Source organism: Brucella sp. H1_1004, from assembly GCF_047308065.1.
Lineage (GTDB): Bacteria > Pseudomonadota > Alphaproteobacteria > Rhizobiales > Rhizobiaceae > Brucella > Brucella pseudogrignonensis_B.
Genome location: NZ_JAYKZA010000002.1, coordinates 2,108,744 through 2,131,433, shown reverse-complemented (window position 1 = coordinate 2,131,433; position 22,690 = coordinate 2,108,744). Strand labels below are relative to the sequence as shown.

Here is a 22,690-nt window from a genome sequence, read left to right as displayed (position 1 = left end):
AGTTTTTGTATGTTTCGTTTCATATTTAACAAACTTCTCTATCTGATACCGACTTTCATCGGCATCACGATTGTTGCTTTCGCCTTTGTGCGCGTGCTGCCGGGAGATCCCGTTCTGCTGATGGCGGGTGAGCGCGGCGTCAGTCCGGAGCGCCATGCGCAATTGCTGGCTCAGCTCGGATTTGACCGGCCATTGTGGGAGCAATACCTCCATTATGTCGGCAATCTCCTGCATGGTGATTTTGGTCAGTCGCTGGTGACGAAAAAGCCAGTTATCGACGAATTTTTTGCGCTGTTCCCGGCAACGGTTGAACTGGCATTCTGTGCAATCATTCTGGCTATTCTTGTCGGCATCCCGGCAGGCGTCATCGCTGCTGTCAAGCGCGGTTCATGGTTTGATCAGGGACTGATGGGTATCTCACTGGTCGGTTATTCAATGCCGATTTTCTGGTGGGCACTGCTTCTGATCATTCTGTTCTCGGGTGTCTTACAACTGACGCCCGTTTCAGGCCGTATCTCGCTGCTTTACTACTTCCCTCCAGTGACAGGTTTCATGCTAATTGATAGCTTGCTGTCTGGTCAGAAAGGGGCGTTCACTTCTGCTGTATCGCATCTGATCCTGCCGACGATCGTTCTGGCCACGATTCCGCTTGCGGTTATTGCGCGTCAGACACGTTCGGCGATGCTGGAAGTGCTGGGTGAGGATTATGTCCGCACGGCACGCGCCAAGGGCTTGCCGCTTCGTCGCGTCATTGGTCTTCATGCGCTGCGTAATGCGATGATTCCTGTCATCACAACAATCGGCCTTCAGGTCGGTGTGTTGATGGCCGGTGCGATCCTGACAGAGACCATTTTCTCCTGGCCCGGCATTGGCAAGTGGATGCTCGATTCGATTTCGCGACGCGACTATCCGGTCGTCCAGAGCGGATTGCTGATCATTGCGTTCATTATCATGATCGTTAATTTGGTCGTCGATCTGCTTTACGGTCTGATCAATCCGCGTATCCGGCACAAGTGAGGGTATCATGACACACCCAACAAATCAGCCGGCGACAAATCAGTCGGCAGCTATCCAGCCGGAAGTGACAAACGAAGTCGGGAAACTCCGGGCTTTGAAAGATTTCTGGTTTTATTTCAGCGTCAATCGTGGCGCTGTGATCGGTCTATTTGTATTTCTTGCAATCATTCTGGTGGCGATTTTTGCACCGTTGATTGCGCCGCATAATCCGGTCGAACAATATCGTGATTTCGTGAAGGTGCCTCCGTTCTGGGAGCAGGGCGGTAGCACGCAGTTCCTTTTGGGGACGGATGCGGTTGGCCGTGATATTCTGTCTCGCCTGATCTATGGTGCTCAATATTCGCTGCTCGTGGGCTTTGTCATCGTAATTATTTCGATGTGCCTTGGCATCACGATTGGCGTTATTTCTGGCTATTTCGGCGGCGGTATTGATACGGTTTTCATGCGTATCATGGACGTTATTCTGGCGTTCCCGTCATTATTGCTGGCTCTGGTTCTGGTGGCTATTCTCGGACCAGGCCTGATCAACGCGGTGCTTGCGATTACGCTGGTTTTGCTGCCGCACTTTTCGCGTCTGACGCGTGCTGCTGTGATGGCCGAAAAAGAGCGGGAATATGTAACCGCTTCAAGGCTTGCTGGTGCAAGCAGGTTCCGTCTGATGTTCAAGACGATCCTGCCAAACTGTCTTGCGCCGCTGGTCGTTCAGGCCACCATGTCCTTCTCGAATGCGATTCTGGACGTGGCCGCACTTGGCTTCCTTGGTATGGGCGCGCAGCCGCCAACACCTGAATGGGGCACGATGCTTGCGGAAGCACGCGAGTTCATTTTGAGTGCGTGGTGGATTGTTACTTTCCCTGGTCTTGCGATCCTGATCACTGTTCTTGCGATCAATCTGGTCGGCGATGGTCTGCGCGATGCGCTTGATCCGAAACTGAAGAGGAGCTGATCGATGGCTTTGCTTGAAATCAAGAACTTGACGGTTTCGTTCGACACTTCGACTGGGCCTTTTAAAGCGGTTGATGGCATCGATATCTCGGTGGATAAAGGCGAAGTGCTGGCAATCGTGGGAGAGTCCGGTTCTGGCAAATCGGTGGGCATGCTCGCCGTGATGGGTTTGCTGCCGAAGACTGCGACTGTTACCGCCGACAGTATGACATTTGACGGGCAGGACCTGAAAGGTATGTCCGACAAGGAACGCCGCAAGATTATCGGACGCGATATTTCGATGATCTTTCAGGAGCCGGTCGCAAGTCTCAATCCGTGTTTCACGGTTGGCTATCAGCTTGAGGAAGTGCTTAAGCGCCATCTGGGGCTTAAGGGTTCCGCGAGCCGTGCCCGTGCGATTGAGCTGCTTGAACTGGTCGGTATCCGCGATGCGGCTGAACGCCTCTCCAGCTTCCCGCATCAGATGTCGGGTGGTCAGTGCCAGCGTGTGATGATAGCGATTGCGATTGCGTGTAATCCCAAACTGCTGATTGCCGACGAACCGACCACTGCGCTTGACGTGACGATCCAGAAGCAGATTCTCGATCTGCTGATGCGTCTTCAGGTCGAACATGGCATGGGTTTGATCATGATCACCCATGATATGGGTGTTGTTGCTGAAACGGCTGATCGTGTGATTGTGCAATATAAGGGGCATAAGATGGAAGACTCCGACGTGTTGTCGTTGTTTACCGCGCCTAAGCATCCTTACACCCGTGCGCTTCTTTCGGCTTTGCCGGAAAATGCGACGGGCGACCGTCTGCCCACGGTTTCCGATTTTGTCTTTGCAGATAAATCCGCAGGAGAAGCGTGATGAGCGAGATTGTTCTCGAAGCGCGCGACATCAAGCGCGATTACCATGTTGGTGGCGGTCTCTTTGGCAAGCCGAAAGTCGTCCATGCCGTGAAGGGTGTGAGCTTCAAGGTGGAGAAGGGCAAAACACTCGCAATCGTCGGTGAATCGGGTTGTGGCAAGTCGACGCTTGCCCGAATCCTCACCATGATCGATCCGCAGACATCCGGCGAATTGCTGATCGGCGGACAGGATGTGAATATTGCCCGTGATGGTCTGACACCAGAAATGCGCCAGAAGGTGCAGATCGTGTTCCAGAATCCGTATGGCTCGCTTAATCCGCGCCAGAAGATCGGTGATGTTCTGGCTGAGCCTTTGCTGCTCAACACGAATATGTCTGCTGCCGAACGTCGTGAAAAATCGATGGAAATGCTTATCAAGGTTGGCCTTGGCAAGGAACATTTCAATCGCTACCCGCATATGTTCTCTGGTGGTCAGCGGCAGCGTATTGCAATTGCACGCGCACTGATGCTCAATCCGAAGCTGCTCATTCTAGATGAGCCGGTTTCGGCGCTTGATCTTTCGGTGCAGGCACAGGTGCTGAATATTCTTGCTGATCTTCAGGAAGAGTTTGGCCTGACTTACGTGTTCATCAGCCATGATCTTTCGGTGGTTCGTTACATCGCGGATGATGTGATGGTGATGTATTTCGGTGAAGTTGTTGAATACGGCTCACGTGACGATGTGTTCAACAACCCGCAGCATGACTACACCAAGAAACTGTTTGCAGCGACGCCGCGTGCGGATGTGGATGCAATCCGCGCCCGGGTTGAAGCGCGTGCGGCAGCACGTCAGGCTGCACAAGCTTAAAGCTCTTTAAATTGAAAATGAAAACGCCGCCTTTTTTAGGCGGCGTTTTTTTTAATGCTGTCCGCGCTGCTGATGCCAGGAGAGCGCCCGAACAATGTCATCGGCGTTGATTTTTCCGATAATAGCACCATTCTCGACAATGCCCACATCGCCGCTGCTGTCCGCGACGGCATTCATCAGTTCCCGAACAAGCGTTTCTTTTCGTGTGGTTGCTGCAAATGGGCGAGGGGCTGCATTGCGGTCAAACGGGGTCATGATGTCGCCCGCTTGCAACACGCCGAGCGGGTTCATATGGGCGACGAAATCCGCCACATACTGATTGGCGGGTTGCAGGAGGATGTCCTGTGGTGTTCCGCACTGGATAATGCGCCCGCCTTCCAGAATAGCGATCCGATTGCCGATCTTCATCGCTTCGTCAAGATCATGGCTAACGAACACAATCGTTTTCTTAAGCCGGGACTGGAAGGTCAGGAGCTCGTCTTGCAAGCGTGTACGGATCAGCGGATCAAGCGCTGAGAATGGTTCATCCATCAACAGGATGGGTGCCCCTGTAGCAAACGCGCGGGCAAGGCCTACGCGCTGCTGCATGCCGCCGGAAAGCTCGCCCACCTTGCGGGTGGCCCATTCCTGCAAACCGACCAGTTCAAGCTGGGCGCGTGCGTGGTTGAGCCGTTCCTGCTTGCCCATACCGGATATTTCCAAGCCAAAGGCGACGTTTTCTTCAACCGAACGCCATGGCAGCAGGCCAAATTGCTGGAACACCATTGAGACAAGTTCCGTCCTCAGGTGACGCAGTGTCTTGCGGTCGGCATTGCCAACATCAATCGTGCGTTCGCCATCGCGGATCAGAACGCGACCACGCGAAATTGGATTGAGCCGATTAATGGCGCGCAGCAGCGTTGATTTTCCCGAACCGGACAAGCCCATCAGGACGAGAATTTCGCCTTCCTGAATATCGAGCGAGCAATCATGGACGCCTAGGACGAGATCGGTCTCAGCCTGAATTTCCGAGCGTGAGGCACCACGATCAGCCAGTTCCAGGGCGCTATCGACATGCTTGCCGAAGATGATGCTGACGTCTTCTACAGAAATGATCGTCATAACCGGCTCTCCTATTTCTCGCGCCCGGCGCGGAAGATGCGATCAAGCACGATGGCGACCACGACGATGACGAAGCCCGATTCAAAACCGAGCGATGTATTGACGGAGTTGAGCGCACGAACCACTGGCACACCCAGGCCATCTGCCCCCACAAGGGCCGCAATCACCACCATGGACAGCGAGAGCATGATTGTTTGGGTCAGCCCTGCCAGAATTTGTGGCATTGCGTAGGGCAGCTCGATTTTCCACAGAAGCTGACGACGGGATGCGCCGAAAGCTTCACCAGCTTCGATCAAGGAGGAAGGTGTCGATGAGATGCCCAGATGTGTCAGCCGCACCGGGGCTGGTAGCACGAAAATTGCTGTTGCCAGCAATCCGGGCACCATACCGATGCCGAAGAAGACAATTGCCGGAATGAGATAAACGAAGGTTGGCAGCGTCTGCATCAAATCGAGAATTGGGCGCATGACGGCATAGAGCTTTGGTCGATGCGCTGCTGTAATGCCGAGCGGAACGCCGATAGCCATGCAGAGAAAGCAAGCTGACAAAACAAGTGTCAGTGTCTTGAGCGTTGCATCCCAATAGCCTTGATTGATGATGAACAAAAAGCCGATAATCGTGAGGAAAACCACAGAAATGCGGCGCTGTATGAACCACGCAATAGCTGCAAAAATGGCGATGAGGGCCAAAGGATGCGGCAGTTGTAATAAATACAACAAACCATCGATGAGCCACTGCATCACAGATGCCAGCGCATCGAAAAAACCGCTCATATTATCGGTAAGCCAGTCGACCACCGACTTTGCGGTCGGTCCAACCGGGATTTTATAGTCCGTCAGCCAGTTCAACGATTGTGACTCCTGCTGCGTTCTTTCTGGTTTTGATTTTGTGCAAACGAGCAGGCCGCAGGATGCTGCGGCCCTGTCTTGTCAAAAATTACAGGCCGAGTTCTGCCTTGACGGCTGGGAGACCTTCCTTGCCGTCCACCGTGGTCACGCCGTCGAGCCACTTGTCGAGCACGGCAGGATTTGCCTTGAGCCATGCGGTCGCAGCTTTTGCTGGTTCTTCGCCGTCATCCAAGATCTTGCCCATGATCTCGTTTTCCATTTCAAGCTGGAATTCGAGATTGGTCAGGAACTTGCCAACATTCGGGCATTCCTGCGCATAGCCAGCGCGGATATTGGTTTCGACCGTCGCACCGCCGAGGTTCGGCCCAAAGAAATCATCGCCGCCGGTGAGATAAGCGATTTCAAAGCGCTTGTTCATCGGATGTGGCTCCCATGCGAGGAAGACAACCGGATCTTTGCTCTTAATGCTGCGAGCGACCTGCGCCAACATGCCCTGTTCCGATGATTCAGCGAGTTCGAAGGACTTGAGGCCAAAGGCATCCTTGGTGATCATGTCGAGGATCAGGCGGTTGCCGTCATTGCCTGGCTCTATGCCGTAAATCTTGCCGCCAAGCTTATCCTTGAAAGTCGCGATGTCCTTGAAATCTTTCAGGCCTTCGTCATACGCATATTTTGGAACCGCGAGTGTGTATTTCGCACCTGTCAGATTGGTGCGCAGCGTTTCCACGCTCTTGTCATCCAGATAAGGCTTGAGATCGGCGCTCATCGACGGGTTCCAATAGCCGAGGAACACATCGATGTCTTTCTTGCTCAGCGACGCATAGGTCACTGGCACAGAAAGAACCTTGATATCGGTTTTGTAGCCAAGGCCCTTGAGTATCTCTGTCGCCACAGCAGTCGTCGAGGTGATGTCGGTCCAACCGACATCGGAGAAGCGAACGGTCGAGCAGCTTTCAGCTTCGGCAGCCTGTGCCGCGGCTGGAAGGGCAAAGATGGCCGTGGTAACAGCCAGCATTTTCAGGGCGTGTTTCAGCGAAGGCGTCGATGTGGACTTCATTTTTCTCTCCATTAACCGGGCCGTTTTGACGGTTGATTGTTTTTCCGGTTCCAGCTTTTAGCAAACACCAAAGATTTCGCCGATCAAGTACCATTGCGGCGAAAATATTTCTGATTGCGACTTCCGGGGGTGTTGTACTCGTTTTTCTGGACCGACGGGCAAAAAATCGGCGCGTAAAGAATTCTGGCCGAAGCGGGGTGACTGAGTGCCATGTTACCCACCGCTTGTTTCGTTTCAACCCTCGCAACAGGAAAAGCTGCGATAATTGGCGCGAGGTGCTGCTCAATGGTTGTCGAAAAGCTCGCCACACTCTATTTGAAGAATGAGACAAGCGGCAGTATTTTCCGGCTGGTGATCGTTGCATTTCAGATGCAGTGTTGCTGGTTGAACGAGAGCGCCAGAGAGCCTGCAATTGCAGGCAGCAGGAAGGATTTTATATCGTGTGGAATGCAGTTCAGGGCTTTTTCTCCTTCCTTGGCCGTTTTATTGCAGCACTGGCGCGAGTGATTGCCGTGCCGCTTGGCGCGATGTGGCGGCTTTTTCTTAAACTCGGAAATTTGTGGAAAGTTGCAATTGCGTTGCTCGTGGTCGTCTTTGGCGGTCTTTATGTCTATTTCATCTGGCAAACGCAGGTCTGGACGAATTTCAATCCTGATTACCCCGCCAAATACAGCTATCAAGATGCTGTGACGCCCGGTGAGCAAGTGTCGACCGCGCCTGTTGCGCCGTTGGCTGCAACGCCCACTCCTTCTGACAACAGTGCAAGCGGGACTGACACGACACCTGCTGCCGGCGATGCCGATGCGACAACGCAGCAGGAGACTGAGACGCAGCCTATGCAGGCGGCGCAAATTCCGTCGACCGCGCGCAAGTGTTCGCCATCTGCTATCGCCGAAGTTGCCGCTGATCTGACTGATTTCAACGTGAATCAGAATGCATGGATTTCGTCCATGCTGCTTTACAAGCTTGGTTTCTTTGGCATCGACTGGGACCGCACGCCGTTTCTCGATAACAAAGCGTCGTTCCAGCGCGGTATCAATGCCGCTGTTAGACGCACGGCCATTGAACTCGTGGACAATATCGGGCGTCTGCGCGGCACCTCGCAGATCGACAATGATTTGCAGAAGGCACGCGGTAACCTCCAGTTTGCTGAAGATTCATGGTATTTCGGCTTGAGTCCATTTGGACCAAAGACACCGACGCCAAGCTATTATCGTTCAGCGATTAAAGATTTGCGCTCGTTCAATACACGTCTGGAAAATTGCCAGGCAACCTTTGATGCGCGTGCAGATAACCTGATCCAGTTTGTTGATCGTATCGCGAGTGATCTTGGTTCGACGTCCGCAATCCTCAAGGATCGCGCAGAGAACTATCATGCGGGATGGTTCGATACGCGTGCCGATGACCGTTTCTGGTTCGCTTATGGCCAGCTTTATGCCTATTACGGCCTGCTGCGTGCAGCCCATTCCGATTTCCGTGGCGTGCTGGCGGAAAAGCACCTCGATGGAGTCTGGGACGAAATGGAACGGCAGTTGCGTTCGGCGCTCGATATGCAGCCATTTATCGTGTCCAACGGCAATCCTGACGCGTGGTTTACGCCATCGCATCTGACAACGATGGGTTTTTACATTCTGCGCGTGCGTTCCAATCTGGTGGATATCAAGCAGGTTCTGGAGCGCTGATATAGAATGGAGTTGCCATCAAGACTGCGTCAGGCCGTCGATACTGCGCTTGAGGGCGTTGCATTGTCGGATTTGAAACGCGCATCCGAGGTTTTGTCGCGGCGTTATCGCGCGGAAACCCGCGATGGACGGCTGCATATTTCGGATGATCTTGCTGCCAAGGCCTATCTGGCGGCGCGTCTTCCTGCGACCTATGCCGCCGTGCGTGCAAGCTTGGAGAGTGTTGCGGACGTCTGCCCCGACTTCGTGCCCCAGACAATGCTTGATGTGGGGTGCGGTCCGGGGACTGCACTGTGGGCCGCCAGCGATTGCTGGCCTGATCTGCAATCCGCTACAATGATCGAAGCAAGCCCGGCAATCCGCACTGTGGGCAGCAAACTTGCAGAAAACATCGGAATTCAAACCGAATGGCGGGCCGCAGATCTGATTAAAGAAAAGCCGGATCTGCCGCAGGCTGATCTGGTGACGATTGCTTATGTGCTCGATGAACTGGCACCGCTTGACCGCAAGGCACTGGTGGAAAAGCTCTGGACTTCGGCGCAACATTTGTTTGTGATTGTGGAACCGGGAACACCAGCTGGCTGGCAGCGCATTCTTGATGCGCGTGCTGTGCTTTTGGAACAAGGCGCACATATCGCAGCCCCTTGCACCCATCAGTTTGATTGTCCGATTGTCTCACCCGACTGGTGCCACTTTTCCCGCCGTGTTGCGCGTTCGCGGATTCATCGTCTGACCAAAGATGCAGACGTGCCGTGGGAAGACGAGAAGTTCGTCTATCTCGCGGCGACGCGTGATCCTTCGCTTGCGGCATCAGCACGGGTCATCGCGCCAACACGTGTTGGCGGCGGCAAGGTGACCATCAAACTTTGCAAGGATGATGGCTCTGCCGAAGATGTGCTTCTGACCAAGCGAGACGGTGAGCTTTTCCGTTGGGCTCGTCGCGCTGATTGGGGCGATGCTCATTATGACGCTTGAAACGCTGTTTGCAATTTCGGGCGATTGATCAGGAACACCATCGCGGCAGCTGCAAAACACATCGCTCCGGCCAGAATGAGAGCTGGCGTGTAGCTGTCGTAATCCGTGCGGACGACGCCTGCAAAGGCGGCTGCTGCTGCGGCTCCCACCTGATGGCCGGTGAAGACCCAGCCAAAGACCATTCCCGCTTTTTCAGGGCCGAATTTCTCCGCTGCAAGCTTGACGGTTGGGGGTACGGTTGCAACCCAATCGAGGCCGTAGAAGACCGCAAAGAGTGCGAGTTCGTAGATCGAAAAATCAGTGAAAGTCAGATAAATTAGCGAAAGACCGCGCAACGCGTAGAACCAGAACAGAAGCCAGCGATTATCATAGCGGTCGGTAAGCCAGCCGGACGCTATGGTGCCGATCAGATCGAAAGCACCGATGACTGCCAGTATCCCGGCAGCACCGACAGGAACGATGCCATAATCGCCGCAAAGCGCTATCCAGTGTGTCTGGATCAGGCCGTTCGTCGAAAAACCGCAGACGAAAAACGTGAGAAACAAGACCCAGAAAGTGGTTGTCGATGAGGCTTCACGCAGCGTCACGAGTGGAGACAGCAGCATGGCGCCAAACTGTTTCTTTGGTTCCGGTGCAGGCATCGGCGCTGTACGGCCATAGGGCTTGAGGCCGACATCCGAAGGTTTATCCCGCATCAATACCAGCACTAGCACGAGGGCTGCCAGCAGAAATGCAATGACAATGACCAGTGACGAACGCCAGCCGATATTCTGGCTGACGCTTGCCAGAATTGGCATGAAAATAAGCTGACCTGTTGCATTGCTGGCCGTCATCATGCCCACGACGAGACCGCGACGCTTCTCAAACCAGCGCGCAGCAACTGTAGCACCAAGGACAAGCGCCGTCATGCCGGTGCCAAGACCGATGATGACACCCCAGAGTGCTACCATTTGCCATTGCTCAGTCATGAAAATTGAGCCAACAAGCCCAAATGAGATCATGAAAAGCGCCGTCATGACCACGCGGCGCAGGCCAAACTGGTTCATGAAAGCAGCAGCAAATGGACCCATCAGACCGAACAGCACGAGGCGCAGCGCCATAGCGAATGAAATATTGGCATTGGTCCAGCCAAACTCCTGTTGGAGTGGCTCAATCAATATCCCAGCGGATCCCATGGCCGCCGCCGTCGCCAGCATCGTCAGAAACGTGATACCGGCAATGACCCATCCGTAATGAATGTTTCTCTGTGCAAGAAAGCTGGCTAGGCGGGAAGAGATCATCTTCGGTACTTTCTGTTTCGGCTGGATTTCGCCCGGTAAGAAATTTCAAGGGGAAGCCGCAGGCTATTTAGAAACGTTGCAGGTTTCAGTCATTGTTTTCAATCAAGCCCAATGGGCAATCATCACAAGGCATCGAGAAGAGTTTGAAGTTGTTCGACACCTTTGGGCCCAAGTCGCACTTCAATTTCTTTTTGTGCCTGATCCCACAAAGGTTCACCTTGTTTGACCAGTCTATAGCCCTCATTGCTCAGTGCTATCGTGGTTTCACGATGATCATCGCTGGAAGCAGGCTCAATCAAGCCCAGTTTCTGCAAGACCTTTGCATTGCGTCCCATTGTCGAACGATCAAGTTCGGCAATGCCTGCCAGTTCTGTGAGCGAGATCGTTTTGGCACGCGCGATTTTTCTCAGCAGACTGAACTGCGCCACGCTGATACCAAGCGGTGCCAGTGCCTCGTCATAAATGGCCGAGGTTTTCCGTGCTGCCTGACGCAAATGAATACATATGCAGGAATTTGTCATAATGCGGGTATATACCCGTATGATACCTCTGGCAATATATCAAATTAAGTCTGTATGCCGTGTTGGGTGGTGTGCGAAGAAAGGCCGACGCTAAACTAAACCGCAATATGCGATGTTTCTTTGACTTCTTCCATCACTGCGTAGGTATGGGATTCGCGCACGCCGGGAAGGGAGAGCAGCGCTTCAGAAAGAAATCGCCGATAGTGGTCCATATCTGTAACCCGCGCTTTGATCAGATAATCGAAGCCACCTGCCACCATATGGCATTCCAGAATGTCGGGATTGCTGCGTGTGAATGTGGAGAAGGTTTCAAACACTTCCGGCGTGGTGCGGTCCAGCTTGATTTCAATGAAAACCAGCATTGAGCGATCAAGCATTTTTGGCGACAGATGCGCCGAATAGCCCAGAATATAGCCTTCACGGGTCAAGCGTTTGACGCGCTCAGCAGTTGCTGTTTGCGAAAGATTGATACGATCAGAAAGTTCAGTGTTGGTCAGTCGGCCATTTTCCTGAAGTGCAGACAGAATGCTTCTGTCCACCCCATCGAGATTCTTCATTGATGTCCCCATTTGACCGCCTGCAAGAACGGCTCTTTTTGTTTGTTTGCAAATGATCTGCGACGGAAATGAATCCGAAATTGGCGGCGGACGCAAGGCGAAAATGTTTAATCGCTCATACAAAACTCCTGATATATCATTTTTTGTTTGTTTCTTGTGAAGTGCTGATAACGTTGACAGCTCGAAATATGCGTTGCCAACGGCCGATATAAGTCTGTTGATCAATTTAATACACTTTATAGTTGCAATGAATATACAACCTATGGTAATGTCCCTGCATATTAAAAGTCATATTATACTTATACATTTGGCATTTTGGGCGGTGCCCGTTTAGGCTTGATGAAAGGTGCCTGCTAACTTTCATCATAGTTGTCCTCATTAAGGGCAAAGGGAAAATCCGGATCGCTTCATTGGATCCGGATTTTCTTTGTGCAGTCAGCGTTATGCTTAGTGTGAAGAGAGCGAACAAGGCTTGAATTTTCCAGTTGCAAGCGATGCAAGGGAAGGCTAACAGTATCGCCATGAACATTTCGCGCATTGAAACAAAAATCTGGTGGTGGGCTCGCTAAAAGCGGCCACGCAGGCGTTTGTGCATTTGCGTTTAGAAACAGGCCGCTGGGATTATCCGGGCGGCCTTTTTGTTTGGCTGTTTGAATAAGACCATCACATGTCTCCCAAAAGTGGAAACCGGTTATGGGGGAAATGCATGTGAGCATAAAAAGCCGAAGCACGGTGCGCTTTGGTTGAGGGGCCTGAGCCTTGGAAGTGCTCGATAACGAATAACACTTGGGAATTGCCAGTCATGAATGCGAAGATTGCGGATAGCGAGATATTCACGCACGAAACAGCGGGCGGCATTGTTGTCGAACGTGTGCGCCATCTGACTGCTTATAAGGGAGCCATCGAGACTTATATCGATGCTCTCAATGAGCGGCGCGGCGCGGTGTTTTCTTCCAATTACGAATATCCGGGCCGCTATACGCGATGGGATACGGCAATTGTAGATCCGCCGGTCGTAATCACGTCACGCGCGCGTCAGATGCGCATTGAAGCGCTGAACAAGCGCGGTACAATCTTGCTGCGTCCCGTCTTAAAGACGGTTCAGGCGCTGGCCGAAGTGAAGGTCGATAAGGCCGATGAAGATCGTATCGAGCTGACGATTGCTGAACCCACCGGCACATTCACCGAAGAAGAGCGTTCGCGCATACCTTCGGTTTTCACCGTATTGCGGGCAATTGTAGGCCTTTTCTTCTCCGAAGAAGATGCAAATCTCGGCCTTTATGGTGCGTTCGGCTATGATCTCGCATTCCAGTTCGATCCGATCCAGTACAAGCTGAAGCGTCCCGACGATCAGCGCGATCTGGTGCTGTTCATCCCCGACGAAATCTTTGTGGCGGATCACTACTCGGCGCGCGCCTGGGTGGATCGCTACGAGTTCAGCTGTGGCGGTTCCTCGACGCATGATCTTGCACGCGCGACGCCGGTACAGGCTTTCAAACCTGCCGAGCGTGACCTGCCACGCGGCGATCATAATCCGGGCGAATATGCCAAGCTGGTTGAACGCGCAAAGGATAGCTTCAAGCGCGGTGATCTGTTTGAAGTCGTGCCGGGACAGACTTTTTACGAGCGCTGCCATACGGCACCATCAGAGATTTTCCGTCGTCTGAAGTCGATCAATCCATCGCCTTATTCGTTCTTCATCAATCTGGGTGAAAACGAGTATCTCGTTGGCGCATCGCCGGAAATGTTCGTGCGTGTCAATGGTCGCCGTATCGAGACCTGCCCGATTTCGGGCACGATCAAGCGCGGTGAAGATGCAATTTCAGACTCCGAACAGATTTTGAAGCTGCTCAACTCCAAGAAGGACGAGTCCGAGCTGACGATGTGTTCGGATGTGGATCGTAATGATAAGAGTCGGGTCTGTGAACCGGGCTCGGTACGTGTGATCGGTCGCCGTCAGATCGAAATGTATTCGCGTCTGATCCATACAGTGGATCACATCGAAGGTCGACTGCGTGATGGCATGGATGCTTTTGATGGCTTCCTCAGCCATGCATGGGCTGTGACTGTGACTGGTGCGCCAAAACTTTGGGCCATGCGTTTCCTCGAAGAATACGAGCGCAGTCCGCGTGCATGGTATGGTGGTGCTGTCGGTATGATGCACTTCAACGGCGATATGAATACTGGCCTCACGCTGCGCACCATCCGCATCAAGGAAGGCGTGGCAGAGATTCGCGCCGGTGCAACGCTGTTGTTCGATTCCAATCCGGAAGAGGAAGAAGCAGAAACCGAACTGAAAGCATCCGCAATGATCGCTGCTGTGCGCGAAGCGCAGAAGAGCAACCAGGTTGCCGAGGAACGCGTTGCGGCAAAGGTCGGCGAGGGGATTTCGATCCTGTTGGTCGATCATGAAGATTCCTTCGTGCACACGCTCGCCAACTACTTCCGTCAGACGGGAGCAACGGTTTCGACGGTGCGCTCGCCTGTCGCAGATGAGGTGTTCGACCGCATTCAACCTGATCTGGTCGTGCTGTCGCCCGGACCGGGCACGCCGCAGGATTTCGATTGCAAAGCGACTATTGAGAAAGCACGAAAGCGTGAGCTGCCGATCTTCGGCGTCTGTCTTGGTCTTCAGGCACTCGCGGAAGCCTATGGCGGGACGCTTCGCCAGCTTCGCATTCCGATGCATGGAAAGCCGTCACGCATCCGCGTTTCAAAGCCGGAGCGTATTTTCTCAGGACTGCCAAAGGAGATAACGGTGGGTCGTTACCACTCGATCTTTGCTGATCCTGAACGGCTGCCCGATGATTTTCTGGTTACGGCAGAAACGGAAGACGGTGTCATCATGGCTTTTGAACATAAGAAAGAGCCTGTTGCGGCGGTGCAGTTCCATCCCGAATCTATCATGACGCTGGGTCATAATGCGGGTATGCGAATGATCGAAAATGTCGTCACGCATCTGGCGGGCAAGCACAAAGCGCGTCGCAGCAACTACTAACTGCGTTTTTGAGTTGCAAAACAAAAAGCCGGCCGTGGTGAAAGCTGCGGCCGGTTTTGTATTTATCTGGTTATAAAATCATGGTTTTTTAGATCTGCTTTAGCGAACCATTTGCAACTGTAATGCATTGCATTCGCAAGAGAAAATTAAATGCGTGAAGTGAAAAATCAGGGTTTCGAATTCTTGATTTTATGCGCTATAGAACGCCCATCGAAATGCTGCTTGCCGGCTTTGCCGGAGTGAATGCGCAATAGGCCTCTCGTTAGCCTGAACCCGCTTGTCGGGATAAGAATTAAAGTATCTGAAGGTTCATGATGAACGCGAATGTAAAAGTTCGGCGGCTCGCCGCTTGGTCGATTCCTGTTGCACTGGGCGTTATGGGGCTGAAATATCTGGCCTATGCGCTGACCGGCTCTGTCGCGCTTTATTCGGACGCTCTGGAATCCATCGTTAATGTCATCGCGGCCTTCGGTGCATGGTGGGCGATCAGTGTCAGTCATAAGCCTGCAGACGGTAATCACCCGTTTGGACACCACAAGGCTGAATATATTTCAGCAGTTGTCGAAGGTGTTTTGATCACGATTGCGTCTTTGCTGATTGTGAAAGAGGCATGGTCTGCGCTGCAGGCACCCCACCAAATGGATGAACCATGGCTTGGCCTTGCGATCAACATGGGCGCCGCCGCGATCAATGCTCTCTGGGCAACGCTCCTGATCCGCACGGGGCGGAGTGCGCGTTCACCTGCTCTTGAAGCAGATGGACAGCATATTATGACCGATGTTTTCACCTCGGTCGGTGTGCTTGTTGGTCTTGTCGGTGCGGTTCTTACGGGTTGGGCGATCCTTGATCCGTTGCTGGCAATTCTGGTCGCAATCAACATTCTCTGGCAGGGCTGGGGTGTTATCAATAAATCCGTACAGGGCCTGATGGATATCGGTGTCGAGCCGGCGGAAGAAATGCGCATTCGTGATGTGATTTCGGCCAATGCCGGTGGTGCGATTGAGGTGCATGATCTCAAGACCCGCATTGCGGGCCGCGTTACCTTCATTGAGTTTCATCTGGTTGTGGCCGCAGATATGAGTGTTGGTGATGCGCATGTTATCTGTGACCGAATCGAAGATGCGCTCAAAGCGCAGATCGATAGTGCGCGAATCGTGATTCACGTTGAACCGGAAGACGAGGCAAAGCTGCCGATTGGCACGAGTTCTGTGCCGTTTGCATAAGACAAATTAGCAGCTTGCACGTTTCAAACCTCAGGTGTAAAAGCATCGACATGGTTATGAAGGACGCAACATCTTTGGAACATTCTGCCGCCGCTTTCAGCGCGCGCGTGAACGTTTGCGTTCTAAACTCGCTTCTTACACTCGGCCTTAGCGGCGATCGCCGGGCTCGTTGAAAGGAGCGTCCGGCGGTCGATGAAGTCCCGCTGACGCATGCTCCTTTCCCAAAATCCGAATTTGAATTTTAAGAAGCTATGACCGGGTCGTTATGACAGTACAGAACTGTTGAGTACGCCGGGAGGATGAGATGACCATGAACCATAATCCAAATACGACTGTCTCCGCCGTGAAGACTAAAGGCATGCCTGATGCGGCTGTGAAATATACGCCATTCCCGTTCCCGAAGCTCGATGATCGCACATGGCCTGCAAAGCGCATCGAAAAGGCACCGATCTGGTGTTCAGTCGATCTGCGCGATGGCAATCAGGCGTTGATTGACCCGATGGGCCACGACCGCAAAGAACGTATGTTCCGTCTGCTGGTCGATATGGGTTTCCCGGAAATTGAAATTGGCTTCCCATCGGCTTCTCAGACCGATTTTGACTTCTGCCGCTGGGCAATTGAGCAGGGCGAAACACCCGATGAAGTCGATTTGCAGGTGCTGGTGCAGTGCCGCCCTGAATTGATCACGCGCACTTTTGAAGCGCTGGAAGGGGCCAAGACACCGATCATCCACTTCTACAATTCGACCAGTGAATTGCAGCGTCGCGTTGTTTTCAACAAGGACGTCAAGGGCATCAAGCAGATCGCGACCGATGCCGCCAAGATGATCATGGATATGGCGGCGAAAGCAGGCGGTGGCTATCGCTTCCAGTATTCGCCGGAAAGCTTTACCGGCACCGAGCTGGATGTGGCGCTGGAAATCTGCAACGCGGTGACGGAAATCGTCAAGCCAACTGCTGAAAACAAGCTGATTTTGAATTTGCCATCGACTGTCGAAATGAACACACCCAATGTTTATGCCGACCAGATTGAATGGATGTGCCGCAACCTCGACAATCGCGAAAACCTGATCATTTCGCTGCATCCGCATAATGATCGTGGCACGGGCATTGCTGCCACCGAACTGGGCCTGATGGCTGGTGCTGACCGTGTTGAAGGCACCTTGTTTGGCAATGGCGAGCGCACCGGCAATGTCGATGTGGTGACGCTGGCTCTCAATATGTACACGCAAGGAATCGATCCTGAGCTGGATTGCCGTGACATCAATCGCATGAAAGATGTCTACGAATATTCAAACCAGCTGAAGATTGCCGAGCGTCATCCTTATGTGGGCGAGCTGGTCTATACGGCTTTCTCCGGTTCGCATCAGGATGCGATCAACAAGGGCATGAAGGTTCGCAAGACCGCCAATTCGCCGATCTGGGAAGTGCCTTATCTGCCAATCGATCCGCAGGATGTTGGCCGTTCTTACGAGGCGATTATTCGCATCAATTCGCAGTCGGGCAAGGGCGGTATCGCTTATATCTTGCAGGCGGATTACGGATTGAATCTGCCGCGCAATTTGCAGGTTGAGTTCCGCGAAATCATCCAGAACATCACGGATGATGAAGGCAAGGAACTGCCGTCGAAGCGCATTCACGAAGAGTTCCAGAAGCTCTATGTGGAGCAGGCAGAAGGCCGTATCAAGTTTGTGGATCACCACACCTATCCTGATCCGGATCAGAAGGGTCGTCGTATTCTCACGGCTGAAATCACCGATAACGGCGTGACGAAGAATATCGAAGGCAAAGGCACAGGTCCGATTGATGGCTTTATCGATGCGCTGTCGAAATATCTCGGCGTGAAGATGTCGGTTATCGATTATTCCGAGCATTCACTCAAACAGGGTTCGGATGCAGCCGCTATTTCCTATGTTGAGGTCGCTTATCCAGACGGAAAATTGTTCGGTGTGGGGATCAACGACAACATTGTGAGTGCTTCGCTTGAAGCGATTGTTTCAGCGGCCAACCGCGTGGTTGCAAAGTAGTTAAACAAAGAAGGCGGCATACATGCCGCCTTCTTCATTTATACTGGCAATTTATTATTTATATTATATCTTTATATTGAAGTTATAATATTTCCATCAAAATACCATATTATTAAATATACCTAAATTATTATTTATTTTAATTTAGGTGTTCGATGAGCAAACTTATACTATTATTGTGCCCGCTATTTTTTATAAACGGATGCGCTTCGCGTGCGAGTAAGATCGAGCCAAGTTATATATCATCAGCCCCTTATGAGACGCTTTCCTGCTCCTCATTGGCTGGTGAGGGCATTCTTCTTTCCACGAGCGCAGCAAAGGCTATGGGCCGACAAAATACAGCAGCAACTGAAGATGCGATCAAGACGGGCGTTGGTTTGGTGATCTTCTGGCCAATATTGTTCTTTAATGAAGGCAATGGAATAAAGGCTGCGGAAGTTGCGCGATTAAAAGGCGAAATGGCCGCATTGCAGCGTGCCGCAAAGCTCAAGAAGTGCGATTTTTCATTTCGCGAGTATTAAAGTGTAGTGTGTGAACTGCATGAGACCGACCAAGTGGTTAGCTTGATTGATCTATAGGCATTCTGAAATACTGCCGCTATTTCAGGATGCCTTAGTACAATATTTGCTCTGAAATTTTGATGATGCGTTCGCTCTCATCTTCGATGCCGTGTTGTTTCCAGTGGCATGACCAGCCGCCTTCCGGCTTCCGGTCTATATCGAAGATGTTATAACGTGCAGGTGGTTTATGCCCGCCAAAGTTCTGACTGGCTGATGGAACACAGATAACGGGCACTTTGCCGTTTAGCCCATCAATGTCATATCGCGTTGCAAGATGTGTGTGGCCATGGATGACCAGTTCGGCACCATGCTTGGCTATGACTTTCTGAAAGCGGCGAATGCCATAGAGCCGTTTGTGCGCTGGCGTGGCGCCATGGATTGGTGGATGATGGATCATCACAACGCGGAACAGTCCGCGTGACCCCGCTTCATCCAGCGCAAGCGCAAGACGTTTGGCCTGTGCCGAGCGGAAATCGCCGCTCGCCATAAATGGCGCTGTGGCACGCGCAGATGATACACCGATCATTGCGACGGGTCCGCGTTCGCGCATATAGGGAAACAGAGGTCGCTTGCCGTGGTTATCCACGCCATCGCCACGCATCCATGGTTCCCATTTGCGGCAGGATTTATCCAGCGCACCGGGCACATAGGCATCGTGGTTGCCGGGGACGACCGAAACATTGTTCGGGTCCCCTAGTTTCAACAGCCAGTCATGTGCAATATCGATTTCGAGATTGAGGGCCAGATTGACCAGATCGCCGGTTACAGCAATATGATCTGGGTTCTGGGCCAACATATCGGCAATAAGATTATCCAAAACGGTCCCATGCATCGCACCTTTGCGATTGCGCATCCAGTTAATGTAGCCGGTGATGCGCTTTGATGCCAGCTCGCGATAGCGAATGCGGGGCAGCGGCGACAGGTGGATGTCTGAAATATGGGTGAGGCGAAACATAGTTTCGGTGTACTGTATTATTTTTTAAATCGAAACCGTATTTAGCGACTTTTTATTGATGTCTTTGGTGCAATGATGCGTGCAGGACATTTGCTCAGGATTGACGGTATGCGCTTCCGCCATTTTTTATTTCATACTTATTTTCTGCTGCGACGCCCAATGACGCTCGGTGTCAGGGCAATTGTCTTTGATGAAAAGAACAATTCCGTTTTTCTGGTGAAGCATACCTATGTTCCGGGCTGGCAATTGCCGGGCGGCGGGGTGGATAGCGGCGAGACCTTCGGGCAGGCGCTGGAAAAGGAGCTGCGTGAGGAGGGCAATATTCGCCTGACAGGACGACCTGAGCTGTTCGCGCTTTATAAGAATGCGCATGCATCCAAACGAGATCACGTGGCGCTTTATGTCTGTCGGGCTTTCGAGCAGACCGAACCAAAGCAGCGTGACAGGGAAATAGCGGAAGCAGGCTTCTTCCCGCTTGATAATTTGCCGGTAGGAACGACTTCCTCCACCAAGCGCCGTTTGCAGGAGGCATTGCATGATCTGGAGCCACTGCCAAACTGGTAAAGTGAAGGGCGCTTTCGCGCCCTTATCTCTGTTTAGAAGCGGTAGGTGATACCTGTACCGATCAGCCAAGGATTGAGCTTGGCCTTGCCGGTCATCGGTTGTCCGGCAACTGTGACATCAAACTTTGGTTCGAGGAACAGCTTTTTCACGTCGAAGTTGATACCCCAATGCTCATCAAGCATGTAGTCGAAGCCGACCTGAAGCGCGCCGCCAAAGGTGTTCTTTACTTTCAGATAATCAACGCCTGCTGCATCCTGATTATAGAAAATTGTATAGTTCACACCTGCGCCAACATAAGGCTTGAAAGCGCCAAAGTTGGTGAAGTGATACTGCATGGTCAGCGTTGGAGGCAGCATCCAGACCTTTCCGACCTTGCCGAGACCTTCGATTGAGCCGGTGCCATTGATATTGGCATAAGTGGTGCCGAGGATGAGTTCAGCAGCCAGATTGTCGGTGAAGTAGTAGGTGATGTCGAGTTCCGGTGTGATCGACTTCGAGTAATCGAGACCAGAACCATCAACGCCGTTTACGTAGCCCTTGTTTTCAGCGACAACACCAAGTGCGCGCACGCGGATCTGCCATGGTGACAGCGCCTGCGGAGCGGCAACGATTTCGGTCGCGGGCTGAGCGACAATCGCGTCAGCAGCGAACGCTGCGGGTGCTGCAAATGTCAGTGCTGTTGCTGCGAGAAGCCCTTTGGCAAAGCGGTTCATCAGTCTCTCCTGAAGTTCTGAGTCTCAAAGTCTTGGGTAGTGATGGGTGCACTCTGGACTGCACAGCAAAGCGCCCCATTGATCAGGATCAAAGAGGCGCCCAAGATTTTAGAAAACAAAGCTGTTCTGAAAGGACTGTTGCAGAAAAGGCTCAGTTAGCGAACCTGCCCCGGTCATGCGGTGCTGCAAAGTCGATCTCAGGCCCGAGCGGAACGACACCTGTCGGGTTGATCGTCTTATGGCTGCGGTAATAATGGCCCTTGATGTGCTCCATATTCACGGTTTCAGCCACACCGGGAACCTGATAAAGCGCACGCGTGTAGTTGGAGAGATTTGGATAATCGGCGATCCGGCGCAGATTGCATTTGAAATGCCCGACATAGACGGGGTCAAAGCGCACAAGCGTTGTAAACAGACGCCAGTCGGCTTCGGTAAGGTTTGAAACTGTCAGATAGCGATTCTTTGACAGCGTCTCTTCCAGCGTGTCCAGCGCGCTGAATACCTGCCCGAAGGCTTCCTCATAGGCGTCCTGTGTCGTGGCGAAGCCAGCGCGATAAACGCCGTTGTTGATATTTGGATAGATGAAGTCGTTAAGCGTATCGATTTCGCTACGTAGATCTTCCGGGTAGAAATCAAGCGATGCATCGCCGAATTGGTCAAAAGCACTGTTCAACATGCGAATGATTTCAGACGACTCGTTTGAAACTATGGTTTCTTGCTGCTTGTCCCAAAGAACAGGAACCGTCACACGGCCCGAGTACTGCGGATCAGCTTTCATGTAAATTTCGTGCAGACGTTTTGCGCCATACAATGCGTCACCCGTGCTGCCCGTTGTGCCATAGAAGGTCCAGCCTTCTTCAGCCATCAGCGCATCCACTACGGAGACAGAAATGACGTCTTCGAGCTTTTTCAAAGCGCGGAAAATCAGGGTTCTGTGCGCCCATGGGCAGGCATAAGACACGTAGAGATGATAGCGGTCAGCTTCGGCTTTAAAGCCGCCTTCGCCGCTTGGGCCTGCGCTTCCATCTGCTGTGACCCAGTTTCTGAACTGCGATTTCGAGCGCTCGAAACGGCCTTTAGTGGCTTTCGTGTCATACCAGACATCCTGCCATTTGCCGTCAACCAGAAGTCCCATGTGATTTCTCCTTTTGATAAGGAAAATAGGGCAAAAACTGCCAATTGACAGCCTAACAAGGCGTGAACAGTGCGTAACGGTGCCAAAAAGCTAAATTTAAACCGCCGTTTTGAAAGATTTTGTTTTACCTCTGATCAATTTGGTGTTAGGCAACTTTCAAATCGCGGTATCGTTTCATCACGCCGCACTGGAGAGAATAATGGCCGGAATGCGCTTCATCCGACGATGAAAGTTAGAACTGCGCTCAAACTGCGCAGATTGCATTCTATTGGGCTTTTTAGTCCGCCAGCTCTCTCTTCAGGCAAATCCACCATGCAGCAACTTGAACTGACCTACGCACAGGAAAATGCGGCGCACGACATCGAGATCGAAGCGATTAATGCCGAGGCTTTTGGTCCAGCACGTTTTACCAAAGCGGCACATTTCATTCGTGAAGGTGGTCCGCACGATCTGAACCTGTCCTTCGTCGCGCTGATGGGGGGCATCGTTGTCGGATCGGTACGACAGACGCCTGTTATGGTTGGCAAGACGCCAGCCTTGCTGCTTGGACCGCTTGCTGTGCGGCCTGAATGGAAGAAGCGGGGCATTGGCGGCAAGCTGATGCGTATGTCGATTGCGGCGGCTGAAAACGCGGGTCACAAGCTGATTGTTCTGGTGGGGGACGAACCTTACTATGCACCTTTTGGTTTCAAAATGGTGCAACCAGGTTCAATGATCATGCCTGCGCCGGTCGATCCGCGTCGGATGCTTGCCTGTGAGATTGTGCCAAATGCGCTCAATGGCGTGAGCGGCGTTGTTCAGCACGCAAACAGAGTTTGAGAGTTAAAAAGAG

The 22,690-nt window shown here is 52.4% G+C and carries 21 protein-coding genes; 12 read left to right on the top strand and 9 right to left on the bottom strand.

Going from position 1 to position 22,690, the window contains the following annotated elements; translation table 11 throughout:
* The first annotated feature begins 9 nt into the window (after window positions 1-9).
* Genes U2P60_RS17715 through U2P60_RS17700 form a run of 4 tightly spaced genes read left to right on the top strand, consistent with a single transcriptional unit; the run spans window position 10 to window position 3,663 of the window.
* Window positions 10-1,017 carry an ABC transporter permease subunit gene (locus U2P60_RS17715; protein WP_413573533.1) on the top strand — a complete coding sequence of 336 codons (1,008 nt, stop codon included), beginning with the start codon at window positions 10-12 and terminating at the stop codon, window positions 1,015-1,017.
* A 7-nt stretch (window positions 1,018-1,024) separates the two neighbouring features.
* Entirely contained in the window at window positions 1,025-1,963 is a 939-nt protein-coding gene (locus tag U2P60_RS17710) for an ABC transporter permease subunit (RefSeq protein WP_413573532.1), read from the top strand.
* Window positions 1,964-1,966: 3 nt separating this feature from the next.
* Window positions 1,967-2,815, top strand: coding sequence for an ABC transporter ATP-binding protein (locus U2P60_RS17705; protein ID WP_413573531.1), 849 nt, complete (start codon window positions 1,967-1,969; stop codon window positions 2,813-2,815).
* On the top strand, window positions 2,815-3,663 hold the full coding sequence (locus U2P60_RS17700) for a dipeptide ABC transporter ATP-binding protein (protein ID WP_313826898.1): 849 nt from the start codon (window positions 2,815-2,817) through the stop codon (window positions 3,661-3,663). The genes U2P60_RS17705 and U2P60_RS17700 overlap by 1 nt, the downstream gene beginning before the upstream one ends.
* A gap of 51 nt (window positions 3,664-3,714) precedes the next feature.
* Here the strand turns inward: U2P60_RS17700 and choV are convergent, their stop codons facing one another.
* The 3 genes from choV to U2P60_RS17685 form a co-directional block, all read right to left on the bottom strand.
* Complete coding sequence (gene choV, locus U2P60_RS17695) at window positions 3,715-4,764, bottom strand: choline ABC transporter ATP-binding protein (protein ID WP_413573530.1); 1,050 nt, start codon at window positions 4,762-4,764, stop codon at window positions 3,715-3,717.
* An 11-nt stretch (window positions 4,765-4,775) separates the two neighbouring features.
* Window positions 4,776-5,612 (bottom strand): choline ABC transporter permease subunit, encoded by an 837-nt coding sequence (choW, locus tag U2P60_RS17690; RefSeq protein WP_313826896.1) that lies wholly within the window; start codon window positions 5,610-5,612, stop codon window positions 4,776-4,778.
* Window positions 5,613-5,700: 88 nt separating this feature from the next.
* Complete coding sequence (locus U2P60_RS17685; RefSeq protein WP_409558610.1) at window positions 5,701-6,669, bottom strand: choline ABC transporter substrate-binding protein; 969 nt, start codon at window positions 6,667-6,669, stop codon at window positions 5,701-5,703.
* Window positions 6,670-7,109: 440 nt separating this feature from the next.
* On the opposite strand from U2P60_RS17685, the gene U2P60_RS17680 reads away from it, so the two are divergent.
* Together U2P60_RS17680 and U2P60_RS17675 are read left to right on the top strand one after the other, a co-directional pair.
* A complete protein-coding gene (locus tag U2P60_RS17680) occupies window positions 7,110-8,351 on the top strand; it encodes a DUF2333 family protein (RefSeq protein WP_413573529.1) in 1,242 nt (413 codons plus the stop codon).
* 6 nt (window positions 8,352-8,357) lie between these two features.
* The gene (locus U2P60_RS17675; RefSeq protein WP_413573528.1) at window positions 8,358-9,326 is read left to right on the top strand and encodes a small ribosomal subunit Rsm22 family protein; all 969 of its coding nucleotides are present in this window, start codon (window positions 8,358-8,360) and stop codon (window positions 9,324-9,326) included.
* On the opposite strand, the gene U2P60_RS17670 is transcribed toward U2P60_RS17675, so the two are convergent.
* The 3 genes from U2P60_RS17670 to U2P60_RS17660 form a co-directional block, all read right to left on the bottom strand.
* Window positions 9,314-10,606 (bottom strand): MFS transporter, encoded by a 1,293-nt coding sequence (locus tag U2P60_RS17670; RefSeq protein WP_313826893.1) that lies wholly within the window; start codon window positions 10,604-10,606, stop codon window positions 9,314-9,316. The genes U2P60_RS17675 and U2P60_RS17670 overlap by 13 nt on opposite strands.
* Window positions 10,607-10,728: 122 nt before the next feature.
* Entirely contained in the window at window positions 10,729-11,127 is a 399-nt protein-coding gene (locus U2P60_RS17665; RefSeq protein ID WP_313826892.1) for a MarR family winged helix-turn-helix transcriptional regulator, read from the bottom strand.
* A 95-nt stretch (window positions 11,128-11,222) separates the two neighbouring features.
* Window positions 11,223-11,684, bottom strand: a complete 462-nt coding sequence (locus U2P60_RS17660) for an Lrp/AsnC ligand binding domain-containing protein (protein WP_313826891.1) — start codon at window positions 11,682-11,684, stop codon at window positions 11,223-11,225.
* Window positions 11,685-12,486: 802 nt separating this feature from the next.
* Between U2P60_RS17660 and U2P60_RS17655 the strand changes: the two genes are divergently transcribed.
* The 4 genes from U2P60_RS17655 to U2P60_RS17640 all read left to right on the top strand — a co-directional run bounded on the left by U2P60_RS17655 (window position 12,487) and on the right by U2P60_RS17640 (window position 18,452).
* Window positions 12,487-14,682 carry an anthranilate synthase component I gene (locus tag U2P60_RS17655; protein WP_413573527.1) on the top strand — a complete coding sequence of 732 codons (2,196 nt, stop codon included), beginning with the start codon at window positions 12,487-12,489 and terminating at the stop codon, window positions 14,680-14,682.
* 314 nt (window positions 14,683-14,996) lie between these two features.
* Entirely contained in the window at window positions 14,997-15,905 is a 909-nt protein-coding gene (locus tag U2P60_RS17650; RefSeq protein WP_413573859.1) for a cation diffusion facilitator family transporter, read from the top strand.
* Between the two features lie 304 nt (window positions 15,906-16,209).
* On the top strand, window positions 16,210-17,931 hold the full coding sequence (gene leuA, locus U2P60_RS17645; protein WP_413573526.1) for a 2-isopropylmalate synthase: 1,722 nt from the start codon (window positions 16,210-16,212) through the stop codon (window positions 17,929-17,931).
* 323 nt (window positions 17,932-18,254) lie between these two features.
* Complete coding sequence (locus tag U2P60_RS17640; protein ID WP_313826888.1) at window positions 18,255-18,452, top strand: hypothetical protein; 198 nt, start codon at window positions 18,255-18,257, stop codon at window positions 18,450-18,452.
* A gap of 91 nt (window positions 18,453-18,543) precedes the next feature.
* On the opposite strand, the gene U2P60_RS17635 is transcribed toward U2P60_RS17640, so the two are convergent.
* Window positions 18,544-19,446, bottom strand: a complete 903-nt coding sequence (locus tag U2P60_RS17635; protein ID WP_413573525.1) for a metallophosphoesterase family protein — start codon at window positions 19,444-19,446, stop codon at window positions 18,544-18,546.
* 108 nt (window positions 19,447-19,554) lie between these two features.
* Here U2P60_RS17635 and U2P60_RS17630 point away from each other — a divergent pair, with 108 nt between their 5' ends.
* Window positions 19,555-20,010, top strand: a complete 456-nt coding sequence (locus U2P60_RS17630) for an NUDIX domain-containing protein (protein WP_313826886.1) — start codon at window positions 19,555-19,557, stop codon at window positions 20,008-20,010.
* Window positions 20,011-20,042: 32 nt separating this feature from the next.
* Here U2P60_RS17630 and U2P60_RS17625 read toward each other — a convergent pair whose 3' ends face one another.
* Together U2P60_RS17625 and U2P60_RS17620 are read right to left on the bottom strand one after the other, a co-directional pair.
* Window positions 20,043-20,723, bottom strand: a complete 681-nt coding sequence (locus U2P60_RS17625; RefSeq protein WP_413573524.1) for an OmpW/AlkL family protein — start codon at window positions 20,721-20,723, stop codon at window positions 20,043-20,045.
* Window positions 20,724-20,874: 151 nt separating this feature from the next.
* Window positions 20,875-21,858, bottom strand: a complete 984-nt coding sequence (locus tag U2P60_RS17620; RefSeq protein WP_413573523.1) for a glutathione S-transferase family protein — start codon at window positions 21,856-21,858, stop codon at window positions 20,875-20,877.
* A gap of 312 nt (window positions 21,859-22,170) precedes the next feature.
* Here U2P60_RS17620 and U2P60_RS17615 point away from each other — a divergent pair, with 312 nt between their 5' ends.
* Window positions 22,171-22,677, top strand: a complete 507-nt coding sequence (locus U2P60_RS17615) for a GNAT family N-acetyltransferase (RefSeq protein WP_413573522.1) — start codon at window positions 22,171-22,173, stop codon at window positions 22,675-22,677.
* Window positions 22,678-22,690 lie beyond the last annotated feature (13 nt).

Coding starts and splice junctions, on each gene's coding strand:
- U2P60_RS17675 (WP_413573528.1), top strand. CDS start 8,358: ATGGAGTTGCCATCAAGACTGCGTCAGGCCGTCGATACTGCGCTTGAG.
- U2P60_RS17655 (WP_413573527.1), top strand. CDS start 12,487: ATGAATGCGAAGATTGCGGATAGCGAGATATTCACGCACGAAACAGCG.
- U2P60_RS17685 (WP_409558610.1), bottom strand. CDS start 6,669: ATGAAGTCCACATCGACGCCTTCGCTGAAACACGCCCTGAAAATGCTG.
- U2P60_RS17620 (WP_413573523.1), bottom strand. CDS start 21,858: ATGGGACTTCTGGTTGACGGCAAATGGCAGGATGTCTGGTATGACACG.
- U2P60_RS17625 (WP_413573524.1), bottom strand. CDS start 20,723: ATGAACCGCTTTGCCAAAGGGCTTCTCGCAGCAACAGCACTGACATTT.
- U2P60_RS17715 (WP_413573533.1), top strand. CDS start 10: ATGTTTCGTTTCATATTTAACAAACTTCTCTATCTGATACCGACTTTC.
- leuA (WP_413573526.1), top strand. CDS start 16,210: ATGACCATGAACCATAATCCAAATACGACTGTCTCCGCCGTGAAGACT.
- U2P60_RS17640 (WP_313826888.1), top strand. CDS start 18,255: ATGGGCCGACAAAATACAGCAGCAACTGAAGATGCGATCAAGACGGGC.
- U2P60_RS17615 (WP_413573522.1), top strand. CDS start 22,171: ATGCAGCAACTTGAACTGACCTACGCACAGGAAAATGCGGCGCACGAC.
- U2P60_RS17710 (WP_413573532.1), top strand. CDS start 1,025: ATGACACACCCAACAAATCAGCCGGCGACAAATCAGTCGGCAGCTATC.
- U2P60_RS17705 (WP_413573531.1), top strand. CDS start 1,967: ATGGCTTTGCTTGAAATCAAGAACTTGACGGTTTCGTTCGACACTTCG.
- U2P60_RS17650 (WP_413573859.1), top strand. CDS start 14,997: ATGAACGCGAATGTAAAAGTTCGGCGGCTCGCCGCTTGGTCGATTCCT.
- U2P60_RS17660 (WP_313826891.1), bottom strand. CDS start 11,684: ATGAAGAATCTCGATGGGGTGGACAGAAGCATTCTGTCTGCACTTCAG.
- U2P60_RS17665 (WP_313826892.1), bottom strand. CDS start 11,127: ATGACAAATTCCTGCATATGTATTCATTTGCGTCAGGCAGCACGGAAA.
- U2P60_RS17635 (WP_413573525.1), bottom strand. CDS start 19,446: ATGTTTCGCCTCACCCATATTTCAGACATCCACCTGTCGCCGCTGCCC.
- U2P60_RS17700 (WP_313826898.1), top strand. CDS start 2,815: ATGAGCGAGATTGTTCTCGAAGCGCGCGACATCAAGCGCGATTACCAT.
- U2P60_RS17670 (WP_313826893.1), bottom strand. CDS start 10,606: ATGATCTCTTCCCGCCTAGCCAGCTTTCTTGCACAGAGAAACATTCAT.
- choV (WP_413573530.1), bottom strand. CDS start 4,764: ATGACGATCATTTCTGTAGAAGACGTCAGCATCATCTTCGGCAAGCAT.
- U2P60_RS17630 (WP_313826886.1), top strand. CDS start 19,555: ATGCGCTTCCGCCATTTTTTATTTCATACTTATTTTCTGCTGCGACGC.